We start from the raw sequence: 23,224 nt of genomic DNA, 5'->3' as shown, positions 1-23,224 counted from the left end.
TCCGATGTAAGTGCGCGACAATACTTCATCGCCGCCCCGACCATTAACTTCAAGCTATCCGCTATCAACTATTCCGAAAAAAAAGTGCGCGACGGAGGTCCGGGAACGGGCAATCAGGGATCAACTGATTCCGTGCTTACGCAAGAACTTCCGTATCGCCTCGTAAGCCTTCAAACTGTCCTTTTTCGAAAAGTCTCCGTGATCACCGCCTTTGACGGTGAAAAGCTGATTCGGAACGCGCGATTCGTCGAGCAGTTTGCGCAGTCGAACGGCGTGATCGTACGGGACGAGCGGGTCTTTGTCGCCGTGTATCGAAATGATCGGCGGCAGACCGGCGCGGACATACGACAGCGGCGATACGCGAGAGATCAGCTCCGAGTCGGCGAAACGATCGGCACCGATCCAGTTAGAGGCGAATTCAGTTTTGTTCTTTCCCTGAAGCAGATCGCCGACATCCGCGATCCCGAACCAATTAACGATCGCCGCGACTTTGACCGGTTGGCCCGGACAGTTTTTGTCGAACGACCGTTCACCGGTCGCCATCCCCGTCATCAAAGCCAAATGTCCGCCGGCCGATTGTCCGCTGACGACGACCTTTTCGGTGTCGAAAGAAAACTTTTCGGCGTTCTCAAATACCCAGCGGAGGGCGCAACGGCAATCTTCGACCGCCGCCGGCGCGCGCGCGACTCCCGTCAGCCGATACTCGACATTGACGACGTTCCAACCCAATTCGAGCCAGGGCAAGACGCGCAGCGAGTAACTTTCTTTTGATCCGCCGCGCCAGCCGCCGCCGTGAATCCAAACGAGCGTCGGCAACTTCCGCGGCGATTTCACCTTTGGACGATAAACGTCCAGTTTCAATTCGACGCCGTCGGGCCTCGCATACGTGATGTTCGGTTCGATAAAGCCGTAATCGACAAAAACCTCGACTGTCCATTGCGCGGGTTTGGAAAGCTGCGCGGCTCCATTTCCGGCGGTAAAAAGAATCAGAAAACAGGCGGCAATTAAGTTTCTACGCATTTTTCACGCTCCGCGGTAAATGTTACATTAAGAGGTGAAATTTTCACTAAAAATCAGTTTCAACAAATTAAACATATGAAGAAGTTTTCGATTCTTTTGCTGCTCTTCAGTTTTCTGATCAACGTTCCGCTGACCCGCGCGGACGAGGGAATGTGGACCTTCGACAATCCGCCGCTCAAACAGTGGAAAGAGCGTTACAACTTCGAGCCTTCGGCCGAATGGCTCGAGATGGTCCGGCTCGCTTGCGTCCGGCTCAATGACGGCGGTTCGGCGAGTTTTGTTTCGCCCGACGGTTTGCTGATCACGAATCAGCACGTCGCGAGCGGTCAGATCACGAAACTCTCGACGAAAGAACGCGATCTCGTCAAAAACGGCTTCTACGCCAGGACGCAGGCTGAGGAACTTAAAACTCCGGATATGGAAGCCAACGTTCTCGTCTCGATGGAGAACGTTACCGAACGCGTCCAGGGCGCGGTCAAGAAAGGCGCGACCGACAAGGAAGCTTCCGATCAGCGCAAGACCGCGACCGCCGCGATCGAAAAGGAATCGACCGAAAAAACCGGTCTGCGCAGCGATGTCATTTCGCTCTACAGCGGCGGCGAGTATTGGCTTTACCGATTCAAGAAATACACCGATGTCCGGCTCGTTTTCGCGCCTGAAGAACAGATCGCGTTCTTCGGCGGCGATTACGACAACTTCACGTTTCCGCGCTACAACCTCGATGTCACATTTCTGCGCGTTTACGAGAACGGCAAACCGGCGAAAACGCCGAACTATTTCAAATGGTCTGAAACCGGCCCGAACGATCTCGACTTCGTCATCGCCGCCGGCAATCCCGGTTCGACGGCGCGTCTTCTGACGGTCGCACAGCTGAAGTATCAACGCGATGTCGGCAATCCGCTCCAGAAGAAGATCTGGGAACTGCGCCGCGGAATTCTCGAAGATTACGCCAAGCGCGGCGAGGAACAGAAACGCCAGGCGACGGGCGGACTCCGTTCCTTCAACAATTCGCTGAAGCGTTTGACGGGTCAGCAAGAAGGCCTGACGAATCCGCGGATGTTTGCCAAGAAAGAAAAAGAAGAAAAGGATCTCAAGGCCGGACTCGCGAAAAAGCCCGAACTGATGCGTATGTACTCGCCAGCCTGGACGCAGATCCAGTTGGCATATGCCGCGTTGCCGGCGATGGCCAATCGGCTTGCTTTTTCAAATCTCGCGCCGTCGCGGCTTGGCACGATTGCATCGCAGATCGTTCGTTACAGCGACGAGATCGGCAAACCGAGCGATAAGCGCTACGACGAGTTTCGCGACGCACGCCTCGAGGGTTTTCGCTTCAACCTTCTATCGACCGCCCCGATCTATCCGGAACTCGAAGAAGCCTCGTTGACTGCGTGGCTCAACGAAGCCTTGAAGACGCTTGGCCCGAACGATGCGTTCATCAAGGCCGCGATCGGCGAGGCGGAGGTTTCGGAAGTCGTCAAACGTGCCGTAAACGAAACGAAGCTAAAGGATCCGGCGTTCCGCAAGGCATTGCTCGAAGGCGGAAAGGCGGCGGTCGATGCCTCGACCGATCCAATGGTTACGCTCGCGCGCCGCGTCGAACCGGTCATCCGCCAGCTTCGCGCCTGGAATGAAGAAAAGATACAGAATGTCGAGGCGCGCAACGGCGAGATGATCGCCAAGGCCCGTTTCGCAGTTTACGGCCGGACAATTCCGCCGGACGCTAACTTTAACATCCGCATCACTTACGGACGTGTCAAAGGCTATGATGAAGACACGACGCTGGTGCCGTTCAAGACGACTTACTACGGACTTTATGATCGCGCGGCGAGTTTCGCCGAAAAGGTGCCGTTCGATCTGCCGGCGCGTTGGCGCGACGGGCGTTCGAAACTCGATCTTTCGGTGCCGTTCAATTTCGTCTATTCGGCCGACACGATCGGTGGAATGTCAGGTTCGCCGATCATCAACCGCAAGGCCGAATTTGTCGGGATCAATTTCGACAGCAACGTTCAGAAACTCTCGAATCGTTACTGGTACATCGAAGAGGACGAAGGTTCGCGCGCCGTCGGCGTTCACAGCGCCGGTATTCTTGAGGCGCTGAGAAAATTGTACGATGCGGAAAATTTGGCAAATGAATTGACCCGAAAGTAGACAAAAACTCGTTTTAGAGAGGAGATGGAGAAAACAACTTAGAGAGGAGATGGAGAAAACAATGAAAAACCAAACAATTATTTTAGTCGTCGTATGCGTTTTTGTGGCGCTTGCGGCCGGATGCAGCTTTACGACTGCGAAAATTGCAAAACTCGATTTTGGGAAGAACGACAAAGCATCGCCCTCAACGACATCGTTTGAAATGAGCGACAAGATCTTTGCCGTCACCGAGGTGTCGGGCGCGATGGGCAAACACAAAATGAAGTTCAAGATTTCGTACGAAGACGTTGCCGGCAAGAAAAAAGGTGAAGAGGCGCTTTCGAAGGAAATTGAATTCGACGGCAGCGCGGCTCCATATTTGTCTTTCAACGTTCCGGCGGGCGGAACTTATAAAGTTGACGCCACTCTGCTCGACGAAACCGGAAAAGAGATAGAAACGAAGTCCGGAACCGTAACCGTCAAGGGCGCGCCGGCATCGACGCCGGACACTTCGGCATCCAAGACCGACGCCGACAAGGACGCCGACTCGGACGAGAAGAAAGACGACAAGTAGTCCCGAGTTCGTTCAAATTGGTTAGCCCGGTTGAACGGGCCCGAAAAGCGGCCAGGCGGTATGCGCCCGGCTGCTTTTTTTCTGGCCGCGAGCGGCGTCTTGCGGCTTTCCCGCGGCCTGATCGGGGATTGCGAGATCACGGTCAGGCAAACCGGTGAACTTTTCGAGTCACCGAAGTCGCGCGAAATCACAACGCGCCGCATTCGGAAAATTATCCATCCGCGCATTTTTCACGATTGTTTCAAAATGATAAATTAGTGCGTTGAATTCGCTGCTCCGGTTTCCCCGAACCGTTTTCGCGAATCCAAAATCCAAAATCAGAAATCCAAAATCGAAAGATGCATTATCACTTGATCGGAATTTGCGGGACCGCGATGGCGTCACTCGCGGGAATGTTGCAATCGCGCGGCCACAAGGTGACGGGCTCGGACCAGAACGTCTATCCGCCGATGTCGACGCAGCTTGCGGAACTCGGAATCGAGATAATGCAGGGTTACAAGGCTGAAAATGCCGAAACTCCGCGGGATGTCACGATCATCGGCAATACGATTATGCGCGGCAATCCGGAGCTTGAAGAAGTTCTCAACCGCAAGATGCTGTATCGCTCGCAGGCCGAAACGGTCCGCGAAGAGTTCATCCGCGGCCGGCGCTCGCTGGTCGTCGCCGGCACCCACGGCAAAACGACGACGACGAGCATTGCGACCTGGGTCTGCGAAGTCGGCGGACTCGATCCGACGTTCCTCGTCGGCGGCGTCGTGCAAAATTTCGGTCAGAGTTTCCGCGTTACCGAAGGCGATTACTTTGTCATCGAGGGCGACGAATACGACACGGCGTTTTTCGACAAGAAGCCGAAATTTATGTCGTATCTCCCGGAGATCGCGATCGTCAACAATATCGAATTCGACCACGCCGACATTTACAAGGATATCGACGCGATCAAATGGCAGTTCTCGCGTCTGATGAATCTCGTTCCGGGCAACGGGCGGCTGATCGCGGGCGTCGATTCGCCGGTTGTCCGTGAAGTGCTCGGTCAAATGAAGGGCAAGCTTTTCACGACGGTTGAGACTTTCGGACTTTCGGAGGATGCGAAATGGCGCGCCGGCGACATCGAATTTACAAACGACGGAACGAAATTCAGTGTCTACCGCGAGGGTACGCATTGGGCGGAGTTCACGACGAGTATGATCGGCGAATTCAATGTCCGCAATTGCCTCGCGGTGATCATCGCGGCGGATGCCTGGGGCATTTCACAGGCGAAGATCCAAGAGGCGTTCGATACGTTCAAATCGGTGAAACGCCGGATGGAAGTTCGTGGAATCGAACGCGGCGTGACGGTCATCGACGATTTCGCCCATCATCCGACGGCCGTCGACGAAACGCTCAAGGCGCTGCGCCAGCGCTATTCCAGCAACCGTCTGATCGCGATCTTCGAACCACGATCCCGATCGTCGCGTCTGTCAGTGTTTGAGGAACAGTACAAGAAAGCGTTTTCACACGCCGACCGGGTGATCATCGCCGGAGTGTTCAATCCCGAGGACGCGAAGAATTACGGCGACGTGCTCGACGTCAACCGGCTCGTCGCCGAGATCGATGCCTCCGGAAAACCGGCGATGACATTGCCCGACGCCGACGCCATCGTCGCGCATCTGGCACCGGACCTCCGCGTAGGCGATGTCGTCGCAATTATGTCGAACGGGGGTTTCGGCGGAATCCACGAAGAACTCTTGAAAGCTTTGCGGTAGCTCGCCGCGGACGCGGTCGTCGTCTCGCTGGTCGACGACTCTGATGTACCCGGACGTGGAAGCCGGTGTTGGGGTGAAGGAATCCAACGAAGTAATTCACGCACCCGGCCGATTGCCTGCAACGACTTGTTGTGTGTATGGCAATACACTATAGTGTGTATGGCGACTGTGAGGTACACTATGCGAACGAATATTGTAATAGACGACAAATTAATGAGCGATGCCCTAAAGGCTACCGGACTCGAAACAAAGCGCGAAGCTGTTGAGCTGGGACTTAAGACTCTGATCAAGTTAAAAAAACAAGAGGGCATCAAGGCTTTCCGTGGCCGACTTCAATGGGAAGGCAACCTGGATAGAATGAGGCAGGGCAAGTGATATTTGTTGATACAAGCGTCTGGATCGATTTCTTCAACGGCAAGGAAACCAGAGAAGTTTTGATTCTTGAAGCGGCTCTTGGCGCAGAAGTTGTTTCGATAGGAGACCTCATTGCGCTTGAGATACTGCAAGGCTTCAGAAACGATAAAGACTACAATACGGCCAAGGAGTTATTAAGCGCACTGACAATATACAGCTTGCTCGGTGAGCGTGCCGCTTATGTATGCGCAGAGAATTACCGGGCGTTGCGCAAAAAAGGAATAACTATAAGAAAAACTGCTGATGTGATTATCGCCTCGTTCTGCATCGAGAATAACTTCCCGCTCCTGTTTTCTGATAAAGACTTCTTGCCATTTGTTGAGCATCTTGGACTTAGATCCGCTAATTCTTACGCCTAAAACCGCCGGGCTGTTCGATTGCTGGGCCTCGGATCTCGACGCGGACCACTACTGAACCCGCAATGTAGTCGTGGATAGCTCGTCGTTTCTCGGTCGCAATAACGGTAATGGTTTCGGCAAGCAGCCAGGCCAGGTGGGATAAGCCATTAGTTAACCCTTTGTTAAGCGTCACCGCGACGCAACGGGGATAAGAACCTCGTCCAAAGGAGAGCAATCATCAGAGACTCGCTCCATGCGTACGTCGTGGCAGACAAGGCGAAGGAGGAAAGCCTGAGTTTCTATGGTTATCTCGTGCATTTGCCTCCCGAGGCGTTTTGACCACGTCAGGGCATCGGTAGAATCGGGAAAGCACTTGAGCCCGGGATATGCGAGCGACCAGTTCGTTCCCCAGACAAAGCCTTCTGGATAACCGGACTCCTGCCAAGTTTTGTAGTCGATGAGTTCATCTTCCCACGATACCACCCAGACGCTGTCGTGGATACGCGTTTCGACCAATGCAAGTACGCAGTGAGTGAAGATACAGCGATGTACGCCGGAAGCAGAGCCTTCGCCGGCGAGCTGGACAATCACTGCATAGTCGCGCATATACGGCATGTACCCATGCCTGAGTACGCCGAAGTCGCCGTCGGGAAGCAGTTCGAACAGCTTGTCTTGAAGTTGCATGTGTGCTACGACCGGTTCGTCCTGTGACGCCTAACTACTTATGATCTGGAACGGACGGGAGAACAGCCGGAATTCCGGGTGTTCTCCCGACGGATGCTTTGCGAGAGGCAATGTTCCCCGCCCTCTTCAAGCGTCGATTCTATCCGAAGTCGTTCGCCCTGGCAACGGAAAATATCTGAGGGAATCAACCCAACTGGCGCCGGCTAACCGAGCGGACGTTTGACGGAAAGCCCGTTTCGGGTAACGTGTTTGTAGTGTTGCAACTGAGGCGAAGGTTCCGCACCTGATCGAGCCGTTTCGCTTTTGTCCTGCTATCTTGAAGTGCCGAAGAAATTGATTGCCAAGATTGAGTGTTTTCGATACTATCCCATCAAATTGATCTGCGGCAAGACGGTTCTCGCCGCAGATATCAGCATCGCCAATAGGTAGTTCGGCATCTTCGTTGGGGGAAACAAAACGCGTCCCAAACTCGCGAGCATCATTGTCGGCTTTGGCTGTTGCAAGGAGAACGCCCGGAACTCAAAGGTGTTCAAACTGCCGACTGGTTCTCCGCGCAATAACATTTCGCTGCGTATGTATCCTTGGTTTGCGAATGAACTTCTCCCGCCGTTGCGAAAGCGCGTTTCGGAGGTTATTGGGCTTTGAAGGCCAACAAAGCGCTCCAGCGGACGGTGTTGCCTTCGCGCCGCGACGGCAACACCGAAGCTGAGCTTGGGCGTTGGATGTCACTTGATTTTCGTCGGCACTGCAATGATTGACTTGAGCAAAATACAAGACAGCCATTTGTTGACCAACGTGTTTGGAAAGTTCCCGTCTTTTCACGATTCGGAAGTTCATCGAATCGATCTTATTCGCGAAACTCGTTCTTTCGGTCCGACGCTAATAGCATTGATTCACGTTTTCGAGGCGATCGAAGAGTCTCACGAGAGAAAACGCCGGTTTTTGGAGAATCACGCTCTTGTTGAGTTTCGCTTTTTCAAAAGTCAGCGATTTGGAAATTGTAGATTTTAATTATGAGAATGTTTTACAATCGTTAGAAATAACGGAGGTTGTCGAAGGTGAAACTGAAAAACCGAAGTATGAGGTTTCGTTTGAAGGCATTTTTGGCGTAAGCGCAAGGTTTTATTGTGGGGAGATTTCTGTTGAATCCGTTGAACCTTATGTTCCCTAAAGATGAAACACGCGCCAACAATTCAATGGATGCGAGGGCGAAACAGTGACTTTCGTATCACGTTGTCCATTGAACTTTGACCGGCTTTGATTCGGTTTTTGCCCACGTTATCTCAGCCGTTCGGCCGTTCTCGTATTTTTCGGGCATACATACAATATGGGACGTAGCATTTTAGTCGTCTTGTTTATCAGCATAATCATCTTTGGATACAGCACCGCTTATTCTCAGTGCGGAAGTTGCATTGACGATTACCTTTCTGTTTATGATGAATTTAAGGGGTCGAAAGCTGTGTTTGTTGGTAGTGTAGCCGAGATAAGAAAGAATGAGGAAAGCAAAAATACGGACGCTACTACAAATACTGACTACTATCAGTTCAAAGTAAAACTTGTTGTTAAAACAGCTTGGAAAACTGATTTGCCCGAATTTGTAACTATTCTCAACATCGGCTCTAAGAATTCTGACTTCAAGCTTGGCGAGAGTTATTTAGTTTATGCTTATGTTCGCCATTACGATAAGGAAAATCTCAGAGCGTCTATTGGTTGTTGCAGCAGAACAAAATTGTTATCGGAAGCCGAAGAAGATTTGCAAGAGTTCAAGAATAAAGGCGAGAAGCCGACAAATATTATTAAACCGCCGCCCAAAGATAACGACAAGGCGAGCTTGAAACAGCGACTTTCTTATCGAGGTATCTTTTGGCCCTTTGCTTGCGCGTCGTCGAAATTCGAAAACGGGTGGATTAACGCATGATTACCGGAACAGAACTCGCTCGTCCATTTGTCCCGACAAAGGACTTTGACTTATCCAAACGATTCTACGAAGCGCTGGGGTTTGAGATGACCCTCGATAGTGAGGTCTCCATCTTCAGGGCAGGAAGCGGAGGCTTCATACTTCAACGGCATTTCCATAAGGACTGGGCCGGCAATTTCATGATGCAACTGATGGTCGACGATCTGGATGCGTGGTGGTTGCATATCGAGTCACTCGATCTTCCCAATCGGTTCGGCGTGCCATCTCCCAAGCCTCCAGCCATGCAGCCGTGGGGACTTCGGATTGCATTCGTTGTTGATCCGGCCGGTGTTTTGTGGCATATCGCCGAGCGCCGTGACGGCGTAATCCACGACAAATAATCCGAGGCATTAGGGACGAACGAACCGTCGCACACGGAGCTGCGGACCGCGCGGGTTCTGAATGAATTACGTTCGCCGCTGCCCGTTGAACGTTGGCGTCGGGCCGATCATTGAATGCAGGAGGGTCAACGAATGAAAAGGTTTGTCCGTTTTGCGGGGCGGGTAACGGTCGCTCACGTCGTGACCTACATCGCCGTGGGTGCCCTCGCGTACCCGCTTTTAACGCGGGAGTTCTTTGAAGGCTCGGCCGGTCTGGCAGCGCAAGTGATGCGGACGCCGGCAGAGCCGGAGCTCACCCATCATCTACCACTCTAGCTGCCGACCGAACTTGCCGGAAAAATCAATTTCGCGTATTTGGTGTGTTTCGCCGGAGAGTATTTCCTGTTGCGCAATTCAGGTTGAAGGTAAGGATTGTGAGAGCGGTCCAACCGGAACGCTTGGCACGAATCACGCCCAAAAAACAAAAAAAGGCAGAAGTCCAATCCAAGACTTCTGCCTTTCTTGATTCGCTACGTGCGAAGCTTACCAGCGTCCGCCGCCACCGCCGCCGCCGTAGCCGCCACGTCCGCCGCCACCGCCGCCGCGATTGCCGCCGCCGCCGTAGCCGCCGCGTCCGCCGCCGCCGCCGCGATTGCCGCCGCCGCCGTTTTCACGCGGACGAGCTTCATTGACAACCATATTGCGGCCATCATATTCCTGTCCGTTAAACTGCGCGATCGCATTGTTGGCGTCATCTTCCGAAGCCATTTCGACGAATCCGAATCCGCGCGAACGGCCGGTTTCACGATCCTGGACTACGTTTGCCGACTCAACCGATCCGGCCTGCGAAAAATGCTCGAACAAATCATCGTCCGACACGCGAAACGACAAGTTTCCTACGTAAAGTTTTGTACTCATTTATCCTCTGATTTTCTTACTGAATGAAGCGCTAAGACAGGCAATTGAAGGAAATCGAATTCGTTGCAATGCGACTCGCCCGGCTCGTCAAAACTACTAGACCGCTTCAAGAACTACTTACCAAACTCTCCAACCGAACCTAAACTGTCGCTATGTCTAACAAGGACGGACGCATCAACCGAGATACTCTGAGAGCAAAAACAGTTGATAGTATGCCCATTTCCATTTGAATACGCAAGAAGAAAGTTCGTCTCTCGAAGCTCTTGCGGCACACTTTGCGAGGACCCCGCGGATTCGGTTTGGCAATTTCACGGCACAACGTGAAAACAGCGCCCAAGTCCAAAGACCAGGATTCAAAGCTTACATCCGAAGCTAGTTCATCAAACCAGAGTAATTCGCAATGTGACCGACGATCTCGTCGATGACGCTTACCCGCAGGCGGCCGTCGTTGACGCCGTTGACGATGATCGAGAATACCGCCTTTTCACCGGACGAGGTCGTGACGTAACCGGAGAGCGCCGATACCTGATCGATGGTGCCCGTTTTGCCGCGGACATTGCCCTGTGTTTTCGTTCCCTTGAAGCGATTGCGGAGCGTGCCGTCGACCCCGCCGATCGTCAGAGAATCCATCCAGGTCGTTGAATAACGGCTTTGTTTCGCCATATACGTGTAGAGCGTGACGACCGCCGCGGGCGTCACTAGATTGTGCCGTGAAAGCCCGCTTCCGTCCCACTGGATGATCCCGTCGGGCGCGACACCGATCTCATTCAGGAAATTCCGAACGACAAAGATCCCGCGTTCCGAACTCGTCGATTTCGAATCCAGAAACGGATTCGATTTCGCGTCTTGCGGAACGGGAAAAGCACGACCCTGTTCGCCGAGCGTCCAGAGGATCGTCTCCGTATAGAGATTCTGACTCGGTTTCATCGTCTTTGCCGCGACTACCGAAAACGGCGGTCCCTCCTGACGCGCGATCTCTATCGGCGGAACGCTCGACGTGACGGCCGACTGAATTTTGTCCCTTCGGGTGATCAATTTTCGTTGCCCGGTGATGACGATGCCTTTCTTCTCAAGCCTTTCCTTGAGCAGTGCGATAAACAGCTCGGCCGGCCGCGAGACGGTGATCTTGTTCGAATACTCATCCCCGGCCGGCATCGTGCCGCCGATTTCGACAGTATTGTCGTCGAGCCCTTTTTTGACCGATGGGTCGCGGCCCGACTTCGCGGCCGTCGTCGTGCAGGTATTGATGATTCGCATCACCGGATTGAGCGGCAGAATGTTGACGATGCACGGTGCGCCGACCGAAGCGCCTCTGATCGAAAGATCGACCGCGTTGTCGTTGAACGGCAGCGCCGAAACTTCCGCTCCGTAATACCATTGGAGATCATCCCACTCCCAGCCGCCGGGAATCGCGAATCCTGAAAAGTAACTTTCGTCGCCGACGAGGTTTCCTTCGATTCGCTTGACGCCTGCGCGAACGATCGCATCGGCCAAATCGTCGATCGCCTTGAAGTAGTCCTTCTCAAAGAACGACGTCGAAAACGACATATCTCCGCGGCCGTAGATCGTCAGATCACCCTTGATCGCCCCGGCGGCGTCGGGTCTGGAATTGGAAAAAACGCTCGTCACGAACCTGAAATTTGGCGTCAGCCGCTCGATCGCGGTCGCGATCGTGAAGTTCTTCATATTCGAAGCCGGCATAAAATACTTTTCGGCGTTCTCTTCGTAGATCACCTTTCCGGTGTCGAGCGAAACGATCTTGATCCCGATCTGTCCGCGCCGCGTCTCGTAACGCGAGGCGCTGAGCCGGATCTTGGACTGAAGTTCTCCAAGCGACGCGATCGATGCCGGCGCGGGCGTCGGAACAACCGACGGCATCGGCTTTGGCGTCACCGCAGGGGTCGGCGTCGTGATCACTTGAACGGTCGGCTTCGGAGTCGGTTTCCCGACGACGATCACCGGACGGTCGTTCTGGGCAAAAGCTGCGGCGGCCGAAACCAGCACGAAGGCAATGGCAATCAATTTTGTCGATTTCATCAAGGTCATCTTAACGGCAATTGCCGCAAAAGTGAAAAGGTGAAGAAGTTCCGCGCGGAGCCTCTTCACCTTCAAAAAACGGTTAAATTCGAAAACCTTACTTCAATTGTCCGACGAGTATGTCCAAATCGGCCTGCGGAACTTTGATGTCGAGCGAGACTTCGGTACCGGTTTGAACGATCTTCGCGTTTTCGACCATTCGAGTGTAAACCCGTTTGTCCGCACCTTTCGAATTTCCGAGCAGGATCTTGCCGACTTGCTGGAGATCGTCGAGCGTCAATTTAAGTTCCTTCGCCTGTTCGGCATCAAGGGTCTTCGCCGAAACCCAGACGGACGTCATTCCGCCGGCAACATCCATCGCCGCCGCGATCTTCCGAATCGAATTGAGGTTTTTGCCGAGCGCGTCGTTGTCCAGATCGATAAGTTGCGACAGACCGTCCGGAACAACTCCGCCGAAACTGACGATGGAACCGGCTTTGCGCGAAACGAGATAGCTGAGTTCCGGGCCGAGCCTGGTTTTCTCCTCGAGCATCGAGCGCATCTGCCCGAGCGATCCGACGGCGAGCGTCTCGCCGTCGATGGCGGTCAGCGCGAGTTCGCGGCTGAGTCCGTCAAGCATCGTGTCAAGAATGCCCGAAAGTATTGAATTTCCGGTTTTCGACTTCGCTTCCTTAACCATTTTCTCGGCCGAAAACACATAGACCGTGCGTTCGCCTATCTTCTCTTCGCGAAAAGCCTCGCCGGCGGCGAGCTTCGCGATCGAGATGAGCGAAGTCGGGTTAAACTTTCCTCGCGCCAGGATCAGCGGTTCGAACGCGTACGTCTTTTCGCCGGTCTTTTTTGCGGAAATCCCGACCGCGATCTGATCAAACTGGCGAGCGTCGATGCCGGTCTTGTCACGGACCTCGTCAAGTTTCGCGAAGATCTGGGCAAGCATCGGCTGATTCGACGACAACATCTGCGGCAGGCCTTCATCGAAGAGCCGTTTCGCGTCGAGCGTCATCGCCATATCCGATGCCGGCAGCATCATCAGAAGGTCATTCGTCTTCGGCGGGAGTTTCTTTTTCGGTTTCGCCGCCACCGTTCCGACGGCGCTCAAGATCAAGGAACAAATAGTCAAAACTGCAAAAAACTTAAATTTCATTGGTACCTCGTTCGCTAAGAAGCAAGTAATAGATGTCGAAAACCGTCAAAAAAGTTCGCCTTCATTCGATTGGCCATTTACATTTTCAAATCAAAGTCAGTTTCGCGCCGAAATTCTCGACCCGATCTACATTCGGCGTCACATATCGTTTCATCGTTGTTCGACCTTTTCGAGGACGCCGCATCTCGGACACTCGAGAACCGTTCGTTCGGCATTGGTCCACCGGGCCATCAACGAACTTGCGAGCACGGGAATCTTGTTTTCCGCCTCGCCTTCCCGCATCAACCGCGATCGAGCGGACGATTCGCCGGACTTCGCCGATTCGCATTCCCGGCAGATCCAGCCAAAACCCCGGTTGTAAAAATTCTTGAGCTCGGTCATCAGAACGGTGGACAGTGAAATGACATTTTCACTGTCCACGAATCTCAACTTCGTCCGACGTTAATCCTCGCGCGGACGCCCCTGAACCGAGGCCGGCAGCGCCAGAAGTTTGACGGGAATCGTCATGCTCTTATTGTTGCGGAAGACCTCGACCTGAACCGTGTCGCCGATCTTCTTTTTATCGAGCACTTTGTATAATCCGTCCATATCGGTCACCTTCTCGCCGTCGACCGCGGTGATGATGTCGCCGAAGACCATCTCGCCCTGCGCGTCGCGAGTGAAGCCGCGAAGGCCGGACCGCTCGGCGGAACCGCCGACAACCACGCTTCGGATCAGCAGTCCGCTCTCAACCGGCGTCGAGATCCCCTGATCCCGGAGTTGCTCGATGCCGAAAAGCGTTGCGCCGAGTTTCGGACGGCGAACTTCGCCGAACTGTATCAGTTGCGGAACAACGCGTTTGGCGATGCTTACCGGGATCGCGAATCCGACTCCGACCGAGCCGCCCGAACGCGAAAGGATCTGCGAATTGATGCCGATCATCCGCCCGTATTTGTCGAGCAAAGGGCCGCCGGAGTTTCCGGGATTGATCGAAGCGTCGGTCTGGATCGCGCCCTCGATCGGGCGCCCGTTACGCGCGCGGATCGGACGCTGAAGCCCGGAGATCACGCCCGTCGTCAAGGTCCGGTCGAGCCCGAACGGATTGCCGATCGCAAGCACCTTCTGACCGACTTGAAGCGCGTCCGAGTCGCCAAGTTGGACGACGGTTATTTTGTCGGCACCCGGTTCGATCTTGATGACCGCAAGATCCGTGTCCGGATCGCCGCCGACGACCTTCGCCGGGTAGGTCTTCTCGCCGCCGAAACTCACCGTCAATTTCGACGCTCCTTCGATCACGTGAAAGTTGGTCAGGATATGGCCTTGCGCATCAATTACCGAACCCGAACCGTTGCCGCGTTCGGTTTCCTGCTCTTCGCCGTAATAGCTGAATTGAGCGCTTGTCGTAATATACGCTACGCCGGGCGAGATCGACTTGTAAACCTCGATGCTGTTCTGTTCGTCGCTGACCGATTCAGGGTTCGAGATCCCGACCGGCGTCGGCGCGTTTTCCGCAAGCGCGACGTTCGTCGAGTTCCTCATATCGAAAAGACCGCTGAAATTGCTGAAACAGGCCGCGGTTCCGACTGCGATCAGCGCCGACGCGAACGCGAGCATCAGGATCTGCCGTCCGGTCAATTGGTAAACCGCTTTTGTCTTATTCATAATGGCGTACTTCCTATCGAAAATTCAACGTCTTTGATGCCGGTGCGGGAATCATCCGTTGCGCGTTGAATTACGAAAAAAACGAGCCCGCTGTTTCAATATAGAACAACGGGCGGCGAAACTGAAAGATGATTTTTGCGACCTAAATAATGAATGCCATCAGAACGCTTCCCCAGTCGGCGATGCGATGAAAGAAGTTCTCCGATACCAGGCCGAAGGCCGAGAGTCCAGTAAAGAAGTGAATCCCCATCAATCCAACGTAGATCAGCAGCGCGAGTGCGAGTCCGTATTTCGCCAGACGGAGGTTTCGGAAACGCCAAAGGACAATTGCCGTGACCGCACCGATCGCGACCTTTACCGCGAGAAAAGGAAGGTCCCCGATATCGAGAAGCGTCGCCATCAGATGATTTCCCTCCGTCGCGAAGCCGTTCCGGACCCAGTAGATCGTCAAAACCGCATCAAAGAAATTGAGCGCGAAGAGCAGGATTGTTTGGCCGTACAGGGGCATAATCAAAGACGCGTTCCTTTGCAAAAACTTGTTTAACTCATTCTCTTAAGTAACTTAACCCTTGGATATTTCACCAAGGGTTAACCAAAACCAAGAGAAAGCTGACTGTTCAATTGCCTTGAATATACGTCTAATAAAACACGATTTCAGGGAATTCGCAAAAATATTCAGGGTTTTTCGAATGGGTTCGTTCAAAACTCGGCCGACTCGGTTTTCGCGGACTGCGACGGACTTCGTTTTTCGAGCGGTTAGTGATAGGTTTAAGGAATAGTTTGTCCCCGTCAAGGCTAAAAGTCAGTACAACGATTCGACCCCGACGCACGTCTTACTCGAGGCTGACGCGAACGGTTGTTGGACGTTAGTTTCAAATGAGCGAGGAAAAAAGATGAAAATTATGAACTTCAAGTTTTTAACGGGAATTTTGGCGTTGTTGATGTTCCTTGGAACCGGAACGGCGTTGGCGCAGACGAAAAGAAAGAAGCCGACGATCCGCAAGAAAGCCACGGTCGTGAAACCGGTTGCCAAGCCGGCCGTCAAGCTTTACACCGTCGATAACGGAACGGTCTTCCGCGTCCGAATCAACGATCTGCTGAGTTCCAAAACAGCAAAGGTCGGCGATACATTTCGAACGACACTGACCGAACCGGTGTATTCGAACGCCGGCGTCGTCGTGATGCCGGTCGGCACGATCGTCAATGGCAGGGTCGATACGGTCACGCCGGCGAAAAAAGGCGGCAATCCGGGCCAGATCGCGGTCAGTTTCGTTTCAGTCAGATTGCCTGACGGATCGACGCGCGCGATCAACGGATCGCTCACCGAATTGAGTACTAAAGATGCGAAAAGCGACAATGAAAGCACCGCATCCGGCGACAAGATGAAGAACCGCAAGATCATCTTCATCGGCGGCGGCGCCGGCGGCGGTGCGGTTCTCGGAGCCGCGATCGGCGGCGGCAAGGGCGCACTGATCGGCGGACTGATCGGAGCGGGCGCGGGATATCTCGGTGAGAAATTTACCAAAGGCGAAGAAGCGCAGGTGAAAGCCGGAACCGAATTCGGCGTGCTTCTGAACCAGGCCGTATCGATGAAGAAATGGGTTGAGCCGGTTGAGTAATTGAATTCGATACGATAGGAACCGCGCGAGTCTTCGAAGATTCGCGCGGTTCTTTCATTTGCGGGCCTCGATCTTCACCACTTCCTCCGGTGCCCGCAGAAACACGACGCAACCATCTCTTGTGCTCACGCGATGCAAATTCCCCGGCGCGGTGAAGATATAGTCTCCGGTCGTAAGCTCGTCCTTTCCGAGTTTGATGTCGCCTTCGAGTACGAAGATCTCCTCGCCGGCTGGATGATTATGGAGCGGATACGTCGCGCCCGGATCGAACTTAAGGAGGATGGTCGGCGCGCGACCGGCGGTTTCGTCAAACATCAGAACCTTCACGTAAACCCCCGACACGCCTTCTTCACGAAGCGGTTTCCAGTCAACGTCATTGCTTCTGACAAGTTGATTCAAGTTCGCCATTACACAAAAGTAACACGACCCGAACGAAAAAGCAGGCCGACCGTTGCCGATCAAAGCCTGCCTTCCAATCTGCCGCATCGCCTAACTCAGCGGCAATTCCTTTTCGCTCTTTTCGCCGATCGACTTCAGATGGTTGACGACCTTTTCGATCAGCCAGTTGGGCGTCGATGCGCCGGCCGTTACGCCGACCGTCTCGATCCCGTTCAAATCTTCGGGGTTGATCTCGTCCTCGGTTTCGACCAGAAAACTCTTCTCGCATTGCTCCTTGCAAACGGCAAGAAGTTTGCGGCTGTTCGAAGAATGGCGTCCGCCGATGATGTAGAACGCATCGACCATTCCGGCCAGCGCGCGCGCCGCGTCCTGTCGATCACGCGTCGCCGAACAGATCGTGTTGACGATCTGTACTTCATCGTCCGTCTTTGATTTGACCGCTTCGGCCGTGTCGAAAAAGTTTTGCGCCTTGATTGTCGTTTGCGAGACGACCAAAGGACTTCGCAGGCGCGGAAGCGATGCGACCTCGGCAACTCCGTTGATGACAAACGCGTGGTCCGGTGCGTAACCCTTGACGCCGACCATCTCCGGGTGGTCAGGGTTCCCGACGATGATCACGTGCCTGTTCTCCGCAGCCGCCCGCGCGGCGAGTTTTTGAACCCGCGTCACGAACGGACAAGTGGCATCGACGACCTTTGAGGCCTTTTCTTCTAATTCGCGCTGGACGTCGGGTGTCACGCCGTGGGCACGAATGACCGCTGTTTCGCCGCGCTTGATCTGAACCGGTTCGCTGATCGTTGTCACGCCAAACTGCCCGAGCCGGCCCATTTCCTGCTCGTTGTGGATCAGCGGACCGAGCGAACGAACCGTATCGCCCTGTGCAAGCGATTCCTCGACCATTTCGACCGCACGCTCGACCCCGAAACAAAAACCGTATTCTTCTGCAAGTAACACTTTCATCGCTTTTCAAGAATGTCATTTGAAACTCTAACTTTCAAACGACTTCGGTGAAATTGTAGCAAATCAAACGAAAGTTTACAAAAAAATAAAGTTTAGGGGCCCGATGGATGCGGAAGGGGAGGAACGTAAGGTGCGTCTGAGTGTCGATGGCACCGAATTCGCTCCTTTCCCCATGTTTTTGAAACTTCGCGAATGCCTCAAACAATCAATTACGGGCCATGTTTCCGCGACGGTCGGTGCTTACCCCGTCTACTTTTTCACCGGCCTCGTTGTATTTTCGGACGATCAAACGTCCATCGGTGAACGGTTTCAGAAAAGCCTGCGCGAAACTTCTTGATTTCGGCAAGACAACCGCGTTGTCCACCGTGGATGCGCCGATTATTCCGCCCTTGCCGATGAGCATTGTTTTTCCGAGCTCATCCAGGAACCTGCCTCCGCTTTCGCCCGCACCGATCGCGCAACTGCTGAATAGGACGCGCGCATTTCTTTGCAGAAACGGCTTGTTCATCGCGAGTTTGCCCAGATAACTGCCCATTACGACCGTATGGTCCGCCAACTCCAGGACGCCGGCGGACTTACCGTGAATGACGATATCGAGAAATTTCACCAAAACGTAATTTTCGAAAACGGCTTGCAGTTCGGCAATGGTTCCGACCTTGCAAATCGCCGAACTTCCGCCGAGATCATCCGCAAATCGCTGCGCATAGCTCTCGAATTCGGGATCATAGATACAAAGATTGTCTACCGCCTCTTTCATCGTTTTACCTCACATACGCGTTCGGGATCGGAACATCAGTGGCCGAACCGAATGACTGGATAAGCGTTCCGGCAGTCGATTGCTGAATGTACCAGGTCGCCGACGAAGATCTAAAAACGGCGGCGTCGAACCTGCCGTCGCCGTCATAATCGCCCGGCGCGGGCGCGTCGCCGTTCGCGCCGAACGGGAACGAATAGAAAGTGGAGTTCTCGGACCTCAGAATCAACCATTCGCCGGTCGCCGGGCGGAAGACCGCGACGTCCGCCTTGCCGTCGCCGGTGTAGTCGCCTTGAACCGTCTTGTCGGTCGAAACTCCGAACGTCAGCGCGATAGTACCGGCGGTCGAGCGCTTCAGCCACCATTGCCCGAGGCTCGGACGATAGATCGCGATGTCCGTCTGTCCGTCGCCGTCGTAATCCGCGGGAACCGGAACGTCGCCGCCGACGCCGAACGTCTCGATCGTTGTTCCGCCGGCAGATTTTTGGATATACCAGGTCGAGTTTGAAGGCCGGAAGACGGCGGCGTCCGCTCTGCTGTCGCCGTCGTAATCGGCGGGAACAGGAATGTCGGTCGACGATCCGAACGGGAACGAATAGAAGGTCGCGTTCTCGCTCCGGAGAACGAACCACTCGCCTGTCGACGGCCGGAATACGGCGACGTCCGCGACGCCGTCTCCGGTGAAATCCCCCGGCGTGAGCTTGTCGGCCGAGTTTCCGAAAGTGTGGACGATCGTCCCGAGGTTCGAGCGGTTCAGCCACCACTGCCCTAGCGACGGCCGGAAGATCGAGATGTCGGTCTTGCCGTCGCCGTCGAAATCGAACGGAGAACGGCGTGTTTGCGGTATGTATTTGACAAATTCGATTGACGATTGCCGATTCGAAGCATCGGGATGAAGCCCTCGTGCTCGTATATAACCGCCGGAGAACGATGCTCCGCTTAATCGCCAGACCATTCCCCCTGGATCCGGAGTCGCTTCACCCAGAGGAGCGTAATTCACTCCGTCGCTCGAGCCTTCGAGGATCAAACGGTTCACTTTAGGAGCACTATAGAAACCGGACCAAACGATCTCGCTGCTCGAGGCGGTGATGTCATAAGCCGCCAAATTGCCCGTGGCGATTTTGGCCATACCGTTTCTGGGAACGCCTCCGGCAGTCGTAAACGCCCCGCCTAATAAAATCTTTCCGTCTTTCTGCACGAGGATCACCGTCGGTATGTTGTTTACGCCCGGATTAAAGGTAAAATCCTGCTCGCCGTTTTCCCCGACCCTCACGAGGCCCTGCCATGAGTTTCCATTAAATAGCGTAAATTGACCGCCGATAATTATCCGTCCGCCTGCTTCCTGGGCAAAGGCCGTTGCCTGAAAATTGGCGGTTACCGCGAACGGAAGATCGACTGAACCATTGCTGTTGAGGAGGACGATGTTTTGCCTGGGGGTGCCGCTGACGTTGTCAAAATTGCCTCCGACCAGGACCTTTCCACTTTGCAAAAGCAGGATCTTACGAACGGCCGGAGTCGCAGGCAGGGTATGCGAAAATGTTGGGTTAAAGGAGGTGTCCAGCGACGAGCCGGCCAGATTCAAACGGGCTAGCATCGGGCGGTTTATCCCGTTGACCGTTGTAAAAGTTCCAGCAATCAGTATATTTCCGTCTCGCTGGGTGACTATTTGATCGATCGTTCCGTTTACGGCAAAATTGAAAGACGTGTCGAGCGTGCCATTTGCGTTCAGGCGGGCAATATTGCCGACGTTCATTCCATTGATCTGATTGAGAGAACCGCCAATTATGATCTTGCCGTCATCTTGCACCGAGATCGCATAAACGTCCCCATTTACCATGGGATTGAATGTGGTGTCGCGTGTTCCGTTTGGGTTCAGTCGGGCTAGTTTTCCAATTCCGGTCAGCACGATCGAATCGAAGAACCCACCGACTACGATCTTGCCGTCAGCCTGGAGGGCGGTCGCCAGCACCAGGTTGTTGGCTCCGGGATCGGGAAAGGTGGTATCGAGGCTTCCGTTGGGATTAAGTCGTGCAAGCCGTCCGCGGGCGACACCGCCGACAGTAGTAAAAAAGCCGCTGATATAGATCTTTCCGTCAGGCAGCGAGATCATCGACGAAACGCTTCCGGTGATGCCGGTGTCGGGATTGAAGTTAGTTTCGAGTGTGCCGTCCTCATAAACCCGGGCGATACGGTTCCTTGCAACTCCGGCGACTGAGAGAAAGAAGCCGCCGAAAACTGTCTTCCCGTCCTCTTGGGCGATTACCGAATACACCTCAGTGTTCGGAGCGGGGTTATAGCCTGTGTCTAGAGTACCGTCGATATTCAGACGTGCGAGATAACCGCGTGCAGCACCGCCAACCGTCGAGAACGAACCGCCAACCAAGATCTTGCCGTCCGACTGCGTTGCAAGTCCCCACACGATGTTGTTGACGTCCGGGTTGAATGACGTATCAAGCGTGCCATCCGCATTGAGACGGGCAATTCGGTTTCTGGGGACGCCATTGACGGTGCCGAATTGTCCACCTACAAGCACTTTGCCGTCCGCCTGCAAGGCGACGGCGCGCACCGTGAAGTTTACGTTTGCGGCAAAGGTGGTATCCAGCGAACCGTTGGCATTAAGCCGGGCGATCCGGTTACGGCCCACTCCGCCGACAGTTGTGAAGAACCCGGCGATCACGATCTTTCCGTCCGGCTGGAGGACCATCGATTCGACGACGTCATTGACGTTAGGGTCGAAGGTCGTGTCGACCGTCCCGTCTGAGTTGTGCCGCGAGATACGGTTACGCGGAACACTGCCAACCGATGTGAATAGCCCGGCCATGATGAACTTCCCATCCGGTTGCAAAACGATGGTTCGCACCGCCCCATTCGGGGCCGTAAAAAGGGCGTCGGGCGAGCCGTCTATATTGATACGGGCGATGTTGTCATGCTGCACGCCGCCGACGGCTGAAAATGCACCGCCGATGAGAATCTTGCCACCGGGAATCTCCACGATCGCATTGACGTTACCGTTTACGTCGGCGTTAAAGAACGTGTCCCGCGAACCGTCCCTATTCAGTTGGGCCAGCCGGTTTGCCGGGGCACCCCCGATAGTCGAAAATCCGCCGCCAATCAAGATCCTTCCGTTCAAGCGAACAAAGACCTTCTGGACCTGGGCATTTGCATTCGGATCAAAGCCGTCATTTGCCGACTGTCCATATAGCGACGAAACTATGTTCAGAGAGGTTAAAAGTATGGTAAAGATTGCAGCTACGGACTTTTTGGTAAGCACTGATTTTACTCCTTGGGAATTCGAATTTGGTCTCTGATTGACTACGCGAAACTCTCGTATGTATTGGCTCATCTTTTTTCTAGAACGAGAAAACCTCCGACAGATCGCGAACCGGATCCGTCGGAGGCGAAACTGCCGTCAACAGTCACAAGACTAGTTACCCATAAACCGCATCGAGTACAGATACTGTCCAAAATAAACGCCACGAACGGACACGCTCATCCCGAGTTTGATCGTCATCGGCCTTCTATATAGCTGGTCGATGACCTGCGGCGGAAGCCCTAAAGCCGCAAAATAGGTGCGGGCAAATCCGGTCGAGGCGGCCGCACTACTCTGGTCATAAGATGTTTCGTAGGCTCCCGGATGAAGCGAGTTGTTAAATATCCTAGTGCCGAATGCTGAAATGGTCAGGACACCGTTAAGCGGATTTCCATTAGTATCTACGGCTGCAGGGTCGTTCAGGGCTGTGCTTTCGATCGTCAGCCTGGGTGAAAACCGAAAGAAGGTGGGTATCTCATTTGCGAACGTGTTCTGAAACTCATTATCGATCGTGCGGTTGACGACAAAATAGATCGTGTTGTCCGCCGATCTGCCCGGAATAGTGATCCTTCCGAGATCGTTGAATGTACCGCTCGATGTCGGTGTTCCTACCGTGTGAACAAAGCACCGATCATCCGGACCGAGCGTCACACCGACATCGGCTAATAAGACAGCCGGGTCACAACTCAAATATACGTAGACCACGCCCGTTCTCGCCGTTCCGAGGAATTTTACGTTCTTGCCGAACGAATCAGGCTCGCCAACGTCAGATACGGACAGCAAAGCATTGACAGGCTCTTTCTGCACCGCCCTGATGGCGGCCATTTCCTTTTGGATCTCTTCCCTCGCCTGCTTTGCCTCAGGCATGTTTTGAGCAGTCGCGATCTAAGTAGCGATCACCACCAAGAGTGCGAACATAGTTACCTTTTGCATTTCAATTTTCTCCTTTTGAACTCTATTGTTTCTATCGACCCATAAATTACGCGAAAAAATTTCAGGGCCGTTGGCTCAAATCTATCTAGATACATTTCTCTCCAGCGGTAAAAGATCCAGATCCGCGATGCTGTCGTTGACCCAAACAACCTGCGGCGCAAATTGATAGAGTTTCGATCGGACGTTTACGATCACGGTTTGTCCGGCCTCGATGTCGTCGAATCGGTAATAGCCGAAAGAACCCGTCCGCGCCGTCCGGATCGCGCCGGATTGATCGGTCAGCACGACAATGGCATTGCGAATACCGCTGCGGTTCGCCGTCATAACACGGCC

At 54.0% G+C, this 23,224-nt stretch carries 24 protein-coding genes; 10 read left to right on the top strand and 14 right to left on the bottom strand.

The genetic code is table 11. The features are described 5' to 3' along the window. Window positions 1-120: 120 nt before the first annotated feature. Complete coding sequence (locus IPN69_24610; GenBank protein ID MBK8813893.1) at window positions 121-1,020, bottom strand: alpha/beta hydrolase; 900 nt, start codon at window positions 1,018-1,020, stop codon at window positions 121-123. Window positions 1,021-1,095: 75 nt separating this feature from the next. Between IPN69_24610 and IPN69_24605 the strand changes: the two genes are divergently transcribed. From IPN69_24605 to IPN69_24585, 5 genes are all read left to right on the top strand, one after another. Then, entirely contained in the window at window positions 1,096-3,168 is a 2,073-nt protein-coding gene (locus IPN69_24605; protein ID MBK8813892.1) for a S46 family peptidase, read from the top strand. Between the two features lie 61 nt (window positions 3,169-3,229). Beyond that, entirely contained in the window at window positions 3,230-3,721 is a 492-nt protein-coding gene (locus IPN69_24600) for a hypothetical protein (GenBank protein MBK8813891.1), read from the top strand. A 338-nt stretch (window positions 3,722-4,059) separates the two neighbouring features. Beyond that, complete coding sequence (gene mpl / locus IPN69_24595) at window positions 4,060-5,463, top strand: UDP-N-acetylmuramate:L-alanyl-gamma-D-glutamyl-meso-diaminopimelate ligase (GenBank protein ID MBK8813890.1); 1,404 nt, start codon at window positions 4,060-4,062, stop codon at window positions 5,461-5,463. Between the two features lie 180 nt (window positions 5,464-5,643). Next, window positions 5,644-5,838 (top strand): type II toxin-antitoxin system VapB family antitoxin, encoded by a 195-nt coding sequence (locus IPN69_24590; GenBank protein ID MBK8813889.1) that lies wholly within the window; start codon window positions 5,644-5,646, stop codon window positions 5,836-5,838. Continuing rightward, window positions 5,835-6,236 carry a PIN domain nuclease gene (locus IPN69_24585; GenBank protein ID MBK8813888.1) on the top strand — a complete coding sequence of 134 codons (402 nt, stop codon included), beginning with the start codon at window positions 5,835-5,837 and terminating at the stop codon, window positions 6,234-6,236. Before IPN69_24590 ends, IPN69_24585 begins: the two co-directional genes overlap by 4 nt. Window positions 6,237-6,404: 168 nt before the next feature. Here the strand turns inward: IPN69_24585 and IPN69_24580 are convergent, their stop codons facing one another. Further along, a complete protein-coding gene (locus tag IPN69_24580; GenBank protein MBK8813887.1) occupies window positions 6,405-6,899 on the bottom strand; it encodes a hypothetical protein in 495 nt (164 codons plus the stop codon). Window positions 6,900-7,860: 961 nt separating this feature from the next. On the opposite strand from IPN69_24580, the gene IPN69_24575 reads away from it, so the two are divergent. The 4 genes from IPN69_24575 (at window position 7,861) to IPN69_24560 (ending at window position 9,512) form a co-directional block, all read left to right on the top strand. Next, a complete protein-coding gene (locus tag IPN69_24575) occupies window positions 7,861-8,070 on the top strand; it encodes a hypothetical protein (protein MBK8813886.1) in 210 nt (69 codons plus the stop codon). Window positions 8,071-8,226: 156 nt separating this feature from the next. Continuing rightward, window positions 8,227-8,817 carry a hypothetical protein gene (locus tag IPN69_24570; GenBank protein ID MBK8813885.1) on the top strand — a complete coding sequence of 197 codons (591 nt, stop codon included), beginning with the start codon at window positions 8,227-8,229 and terminating at the stop codon, window positions 8,815-8,817. Beyond that, window positions 8,814-9,197 (top strand): glyoxalase, encoded by a 384-nt coding sequence (locus IPN69_24565; GenBank protein MBK8813884.1) that lies wholly within the window; start codon window positions 8,814-8,816, stop codon window positions 9,195-9,197. Before IPN69_24570 ends, IPN69_24565 begins: the two co-directional genes overlap by 4 nt. Before the next feature lie 132 nt (window positions 9,198-9,329). Continuing rightward, complete coding sequence (locus IPN69_24560; GenBank protein MBK8813883.1) at window positions 9,330-9,512, top strand: hypothetical protein; 183 nt, start codon at window positions 9,330-9,332, stop codon at window positions 9,510-9,512. 207 nt (window positions 9,513-9,719) lie between these two features. Here IPN69_24560 and IPN69_24555 read toward each other — a convergent pair whose 3' ends face one another. The 6 genes from IPN69_24555 to IPN69_24530 form a co-directional block, all read right to left on the bottom strand. Beyond that, complete coding sequence (locus IPN69_24555; protein ID MBK8813882.1) at window positions 9,720-10,094, bottom strand: RNA-binding protein; 375 nt, start codon at window positions 10,092-10,094, stop codon at window positions 9,720-9,722. Between the two features lie 372 nt (window positions 10,095-10,466). Then, complete coding sequence (gene dacB, locus IPN69_24550; GenBank protein MBK8813881.1) at window positions 10,467-12,131, bottom strand: D-alanyl-D-alanine carboxypeptidase/D-alanyl-D-alanine-endopeptidase; 1,665 nt, start codon at window positions 12,129-12,131, stop codon at window positions 10,467-10,469. Between the two features lie 97 nt (window positions 12,132-12,228). Continuing rightward, window positions 12,229-13,275 carry a hypothetical protein gene (locus tag IPN69_24545; GenBank protein ID MBK8813880.1) on the bottom strand — a complete coding sequence of 349 codons (1,047 nt, stop codon included), beginning with the start codon at window positions 13,273-13,275 and terminating at the stop codon, window positions 12,229-12,231. A 150-nt stretch (window positions 13,276-13,425) separates the two neighbouring features. Then, window positions 13,426-13,656 carry a hypothetical protein gene (locus IPN69_24540; protein MBK8813879.1) on the bottom strand — a complete coding sequence of 77 codons (231 nt, stop codon included), beginning with the start codon at window positions 13,654-13,656 and terminating at the stop codon, window positions 13,426-13,428. A 60-nt stretch (window positions 13,657-13,716) separates the two neighbouring features. Next, on the bottom strand, window positions 13,717-14,916 hold the full coding sequence (locus IPN69_24535) for a trypsin-like peptidase domain-containing protein (GenBank protein MBK8813878.1): 1,200 nt from the start codon (window positions 14,914-14,916) through the stop codon (window positions 13,717-13,719). 142 nt (window positions 14,917-15,058) lie between these two features. Then, on the bottom strand, window positions 15,059-15,424 hold the full coding sequence (locus IPN69_24530; protein MBK8813877.1) for a hypothetical protein: 366 nt from the start codon (window positions 15,422-15,424) through the stop codon (window positions 15,059-15,061). A gap of 385 nt (window positions 15,425-15,809) precedes the next feature. On the opposite strand from IPN69_24530, the gene IPN69_24525 reads away from it, so the two are divergent. Further along, the gene (locus IPN69_24525) at window positions 15,810-16,535 is read left to right on the top strand and encodes a hypothetical protein (protein ID MBK8813876.1); all 726 of its coding nucleotides are present in this window, start codon (window positions 15,810-15,812) and stop codon (window positions 16,533-16,535) included. 54 nt (window positions 16,536-16,589) lie between these two features. On the opposite strand, the gene IPN69_24520 is transcribed toward IPN69_24525, so the two are convergent. From IPN69_24520 to IPN69_24495, 6 genes are all read right to left on the bottom strand, one after another. Further along, a complete protein-coding gene (locus tag IPN69_24520; GenBank protein MBK8813875.1) occupies window positions 16,590-16,943 on the bottom strand; it encodes a cupin domain-containing protein in 354 nt (117 codons plus the stop codon). 81 nt (window positions 16,944-17,024) lie between these two features. Then, window positions 17,025-17,894, bottom strand: coding sequence for a 4-hydroxy-3-methylbut-2-enyl diphosphate reductase (ispH, locus tag IPN69_24515; protein MBK8813874.1), 870 nt, complete (start codon window positions 17,892-17,894; stop codon window positions 17,025-17,027). A gap of 205 nt (window positions 17,895-18,099) precedes the next feature. Beyond that, complete coding sequence (locus IPN69_24510) at window positions 18,100-18,651, bottom strand: hypothetical protein (GenBank protein ID MBK8813873.1); 552 nt, start codon at window positions 18,649-18,651, stop codon at window positions 18,100-18,102. Window positions 18,652-18,655: 4 nt separating this feature from the next. Beyond that, window positions 18,656-21,919 (bottom strand): VCBS repeat-containing protein, encoded by a 3,264-nt coding sequence (locus IPN69_24505; protein MBK8813872.1) that lies wholly within the window; start codon window positions 21,917-21,919, stop codon window positions 18,656-18,658. Window positions 21,920-22,072: 153 nt separating this feature from the next. Continuing rightward, complete coding sequence (locus IPN69_24500) at window positions 22,073-22,825, bottom strand: hypothetical protein (protein MBK8813871.1); 753 nt, start codon at window positions 22,823-22,825, stop codon at window positions 22,073-22,075. 147 nt (window positions 22,826-22,972) lie between these two features. Further along, window positions 22,973-23,215 carry a hypothetical protein gene (locus tag IPN69_24495; protein ID MBK8813870.1) on the bottom strand — a complete coding sequence of 81 codons (243 nt, stop codon included), beginning with the start codon at window positions 23,213-23,215 and terminating at the stop codon, window positions 22,973-22,975. Between the last annotated feature and the right edge of the window lie 9 nt (window positions 23,216-23,224).

Source organism: Acidobacteriota bacterium, assembly GCA_016715115.1.
Classification (GTDB): Bacteria; Acidobacteriota; Blastocatellia; order Pyrinomonadales; family Pyrinomonadaceae; genus JAFDVJ01.
Note: the sequence above shows the minus strand (reverse complement) of the source record. Positions and strands in the feature narration are given on the sequence as shown.

What these genes read in the sequence shown, in the direction of transcription:
- IPN69_24610 (MBK8813893.1), bottom strand. Translation starts at nt 1,020, where the DNA reads ATGCGTAGAAACTTAATTGCCGCCTGTTTTCTGATTCTTTTTACCGCC.
- IPN69_24605 (MBK8813892.1), top strand. Translation starts at nt 1,096, where the DNA reads ATGAAGAAGTTTTCGATTCTTTTGCTGCTCTTCAGTTTTCTGATCAAC.
- IPN69_24600 (MBK8813891.1), top strand. Translation starts at nt 3,230, where the DNA reads ATGAAAAACCAAACAATTATTTTAGTCGTCGTATGCGTTTTTGTGGCG.
- mpl (MBK8813890.1), top strand. Translation starts at nt 4,060, where the DNA reads ATGCATTATCACTTGATCGGAATTTGCGGGACCGCGATGGCGTCACTC.
- IPN69_24590 (MBK8813889.1), top strand. Translation starts at nt 5,644, where the DNA reads ATGCGAACGAATATTGTAATAGACGACAAATTAATGAGCGATGCCCTA.
- IPN69_24580 (MBK8813887.1), bottom strand. Translation starts at nt 6,899, where the DNA reads ATGCAACTTCAAGACAAGCTGTTCGAACTGCTTCCCGACGGCGACTTC.
- IPN69_24570 (MBK8813885.1), top strand. Translation starts at nt 8,227, where the DNA reads ATGGGACGTAGCATTTTAGTCGTCTTGTTTATCAGCATAATCATCTTT.
- IPN69_24565 (MBK8813884.1), top strand. Translation starts at nt 8,814, where the DNA reads ATGATTACCGGAACAGAACTCGCTCGTCCATTTGTCCCGACAAAGGAC.
- IPN69_24560 (MBK8813883.1), top strand. Translation starts at nt 9,330, where the DNA reads ATGAAAAGGTTTGTCCGTTTTGCGGGGCGGGTAACGGTCGCTCACGTC.
- IPN69_24555 (MBK8813882.1), bottom strand. Translation starts at nt 10,094, where the DNA reads ATGAGTACAAAACTTTACGTAGGAAACTTGTCGTTTCGCGTGTCGGAC.
- dacB (MBK8813881.1), bottom strand. Translation starts at nt 12,131, where the DNA reads ATGAAATCGACAAAATTGATTGCCATTGCCTTCGTGCTGGTTTCGGCC.
- IPN69_24545 (MBK8813880.1), bottom strand. Translation starts at nt 13,275, where the DNA reads ATGAAATTTAAGTTTTTTGCAGTTTTGACTATTTGTTCCTTGATCTTG.
- IPN69_24540 (MBK8813879.1), bottom strand. Translation starts at nt 13,656, where the DNA reads ATGACCGAGCTCAAGAATTTTTACAACCGGGGTTTTGGCTGGATCTGC.
- IPN69_24535 (MBK8813878.1), bottom strand. Translation starts at nt 14,916, where the DNA reads ATGAATAAGACAAAAGCGGTTTACCAATTGACCGGACGGCAGATCCTG.
- IPN69_24530 (MBK8813877.1), bottom strand. Translation starts at nt 15,424, where the DNA reads ATGCCCCTGTACGGCCAAACAATCCTGCTCTTCGCGCTCAATTTCTTT.
- IPN69_24525 (MBK8813876.1), top strand. Translation starts at nt 15,810, where the DNA reads ATGAAAATTATGAACTTCAAGTTTTTAACGGGAATTTTGGCGTTGTTG.
- IPN69_24520 (MBK8813875.1), bottom strand. Translation starts at nt 16,943, where the DNA reads ATGGCGAACTTGAATCAACTTGTCAGAAGCAATGACGTTGACTGGAAA.
- ispH (MBK8813874.1), bottom strand. Translation starts at nt 17,894, where the DNA reads ATGAAAGTGTTACTTGCAGAAGAATACGGTTTTTGTTTCGGGGTCGAG.
- IPN69_24510 (MBK8813873.1), bottom strand. Translation starts at nt 18,651, where the DNA reads ATGAAAGAGGCGGTAGACAATCTTTGTATCTATGATCCCGAATTCGAG.
- IPN69_24500 (MBK8813871.1), bottom strand. Translation starts at nt 22,825, where the DNA reads ATGCCTGAGGCAAAGCAGGCGAGGGAAGAGATCCAAAAGGAAATGGCC.
- IPN69_24495 (MBK8813870.1), bottom strand. Translation starts at nt 23,215, where the DNA reads ATGACGGCGAACCGCAGCGGTATTCGCAATGCCATTGTCGTGCTGACC.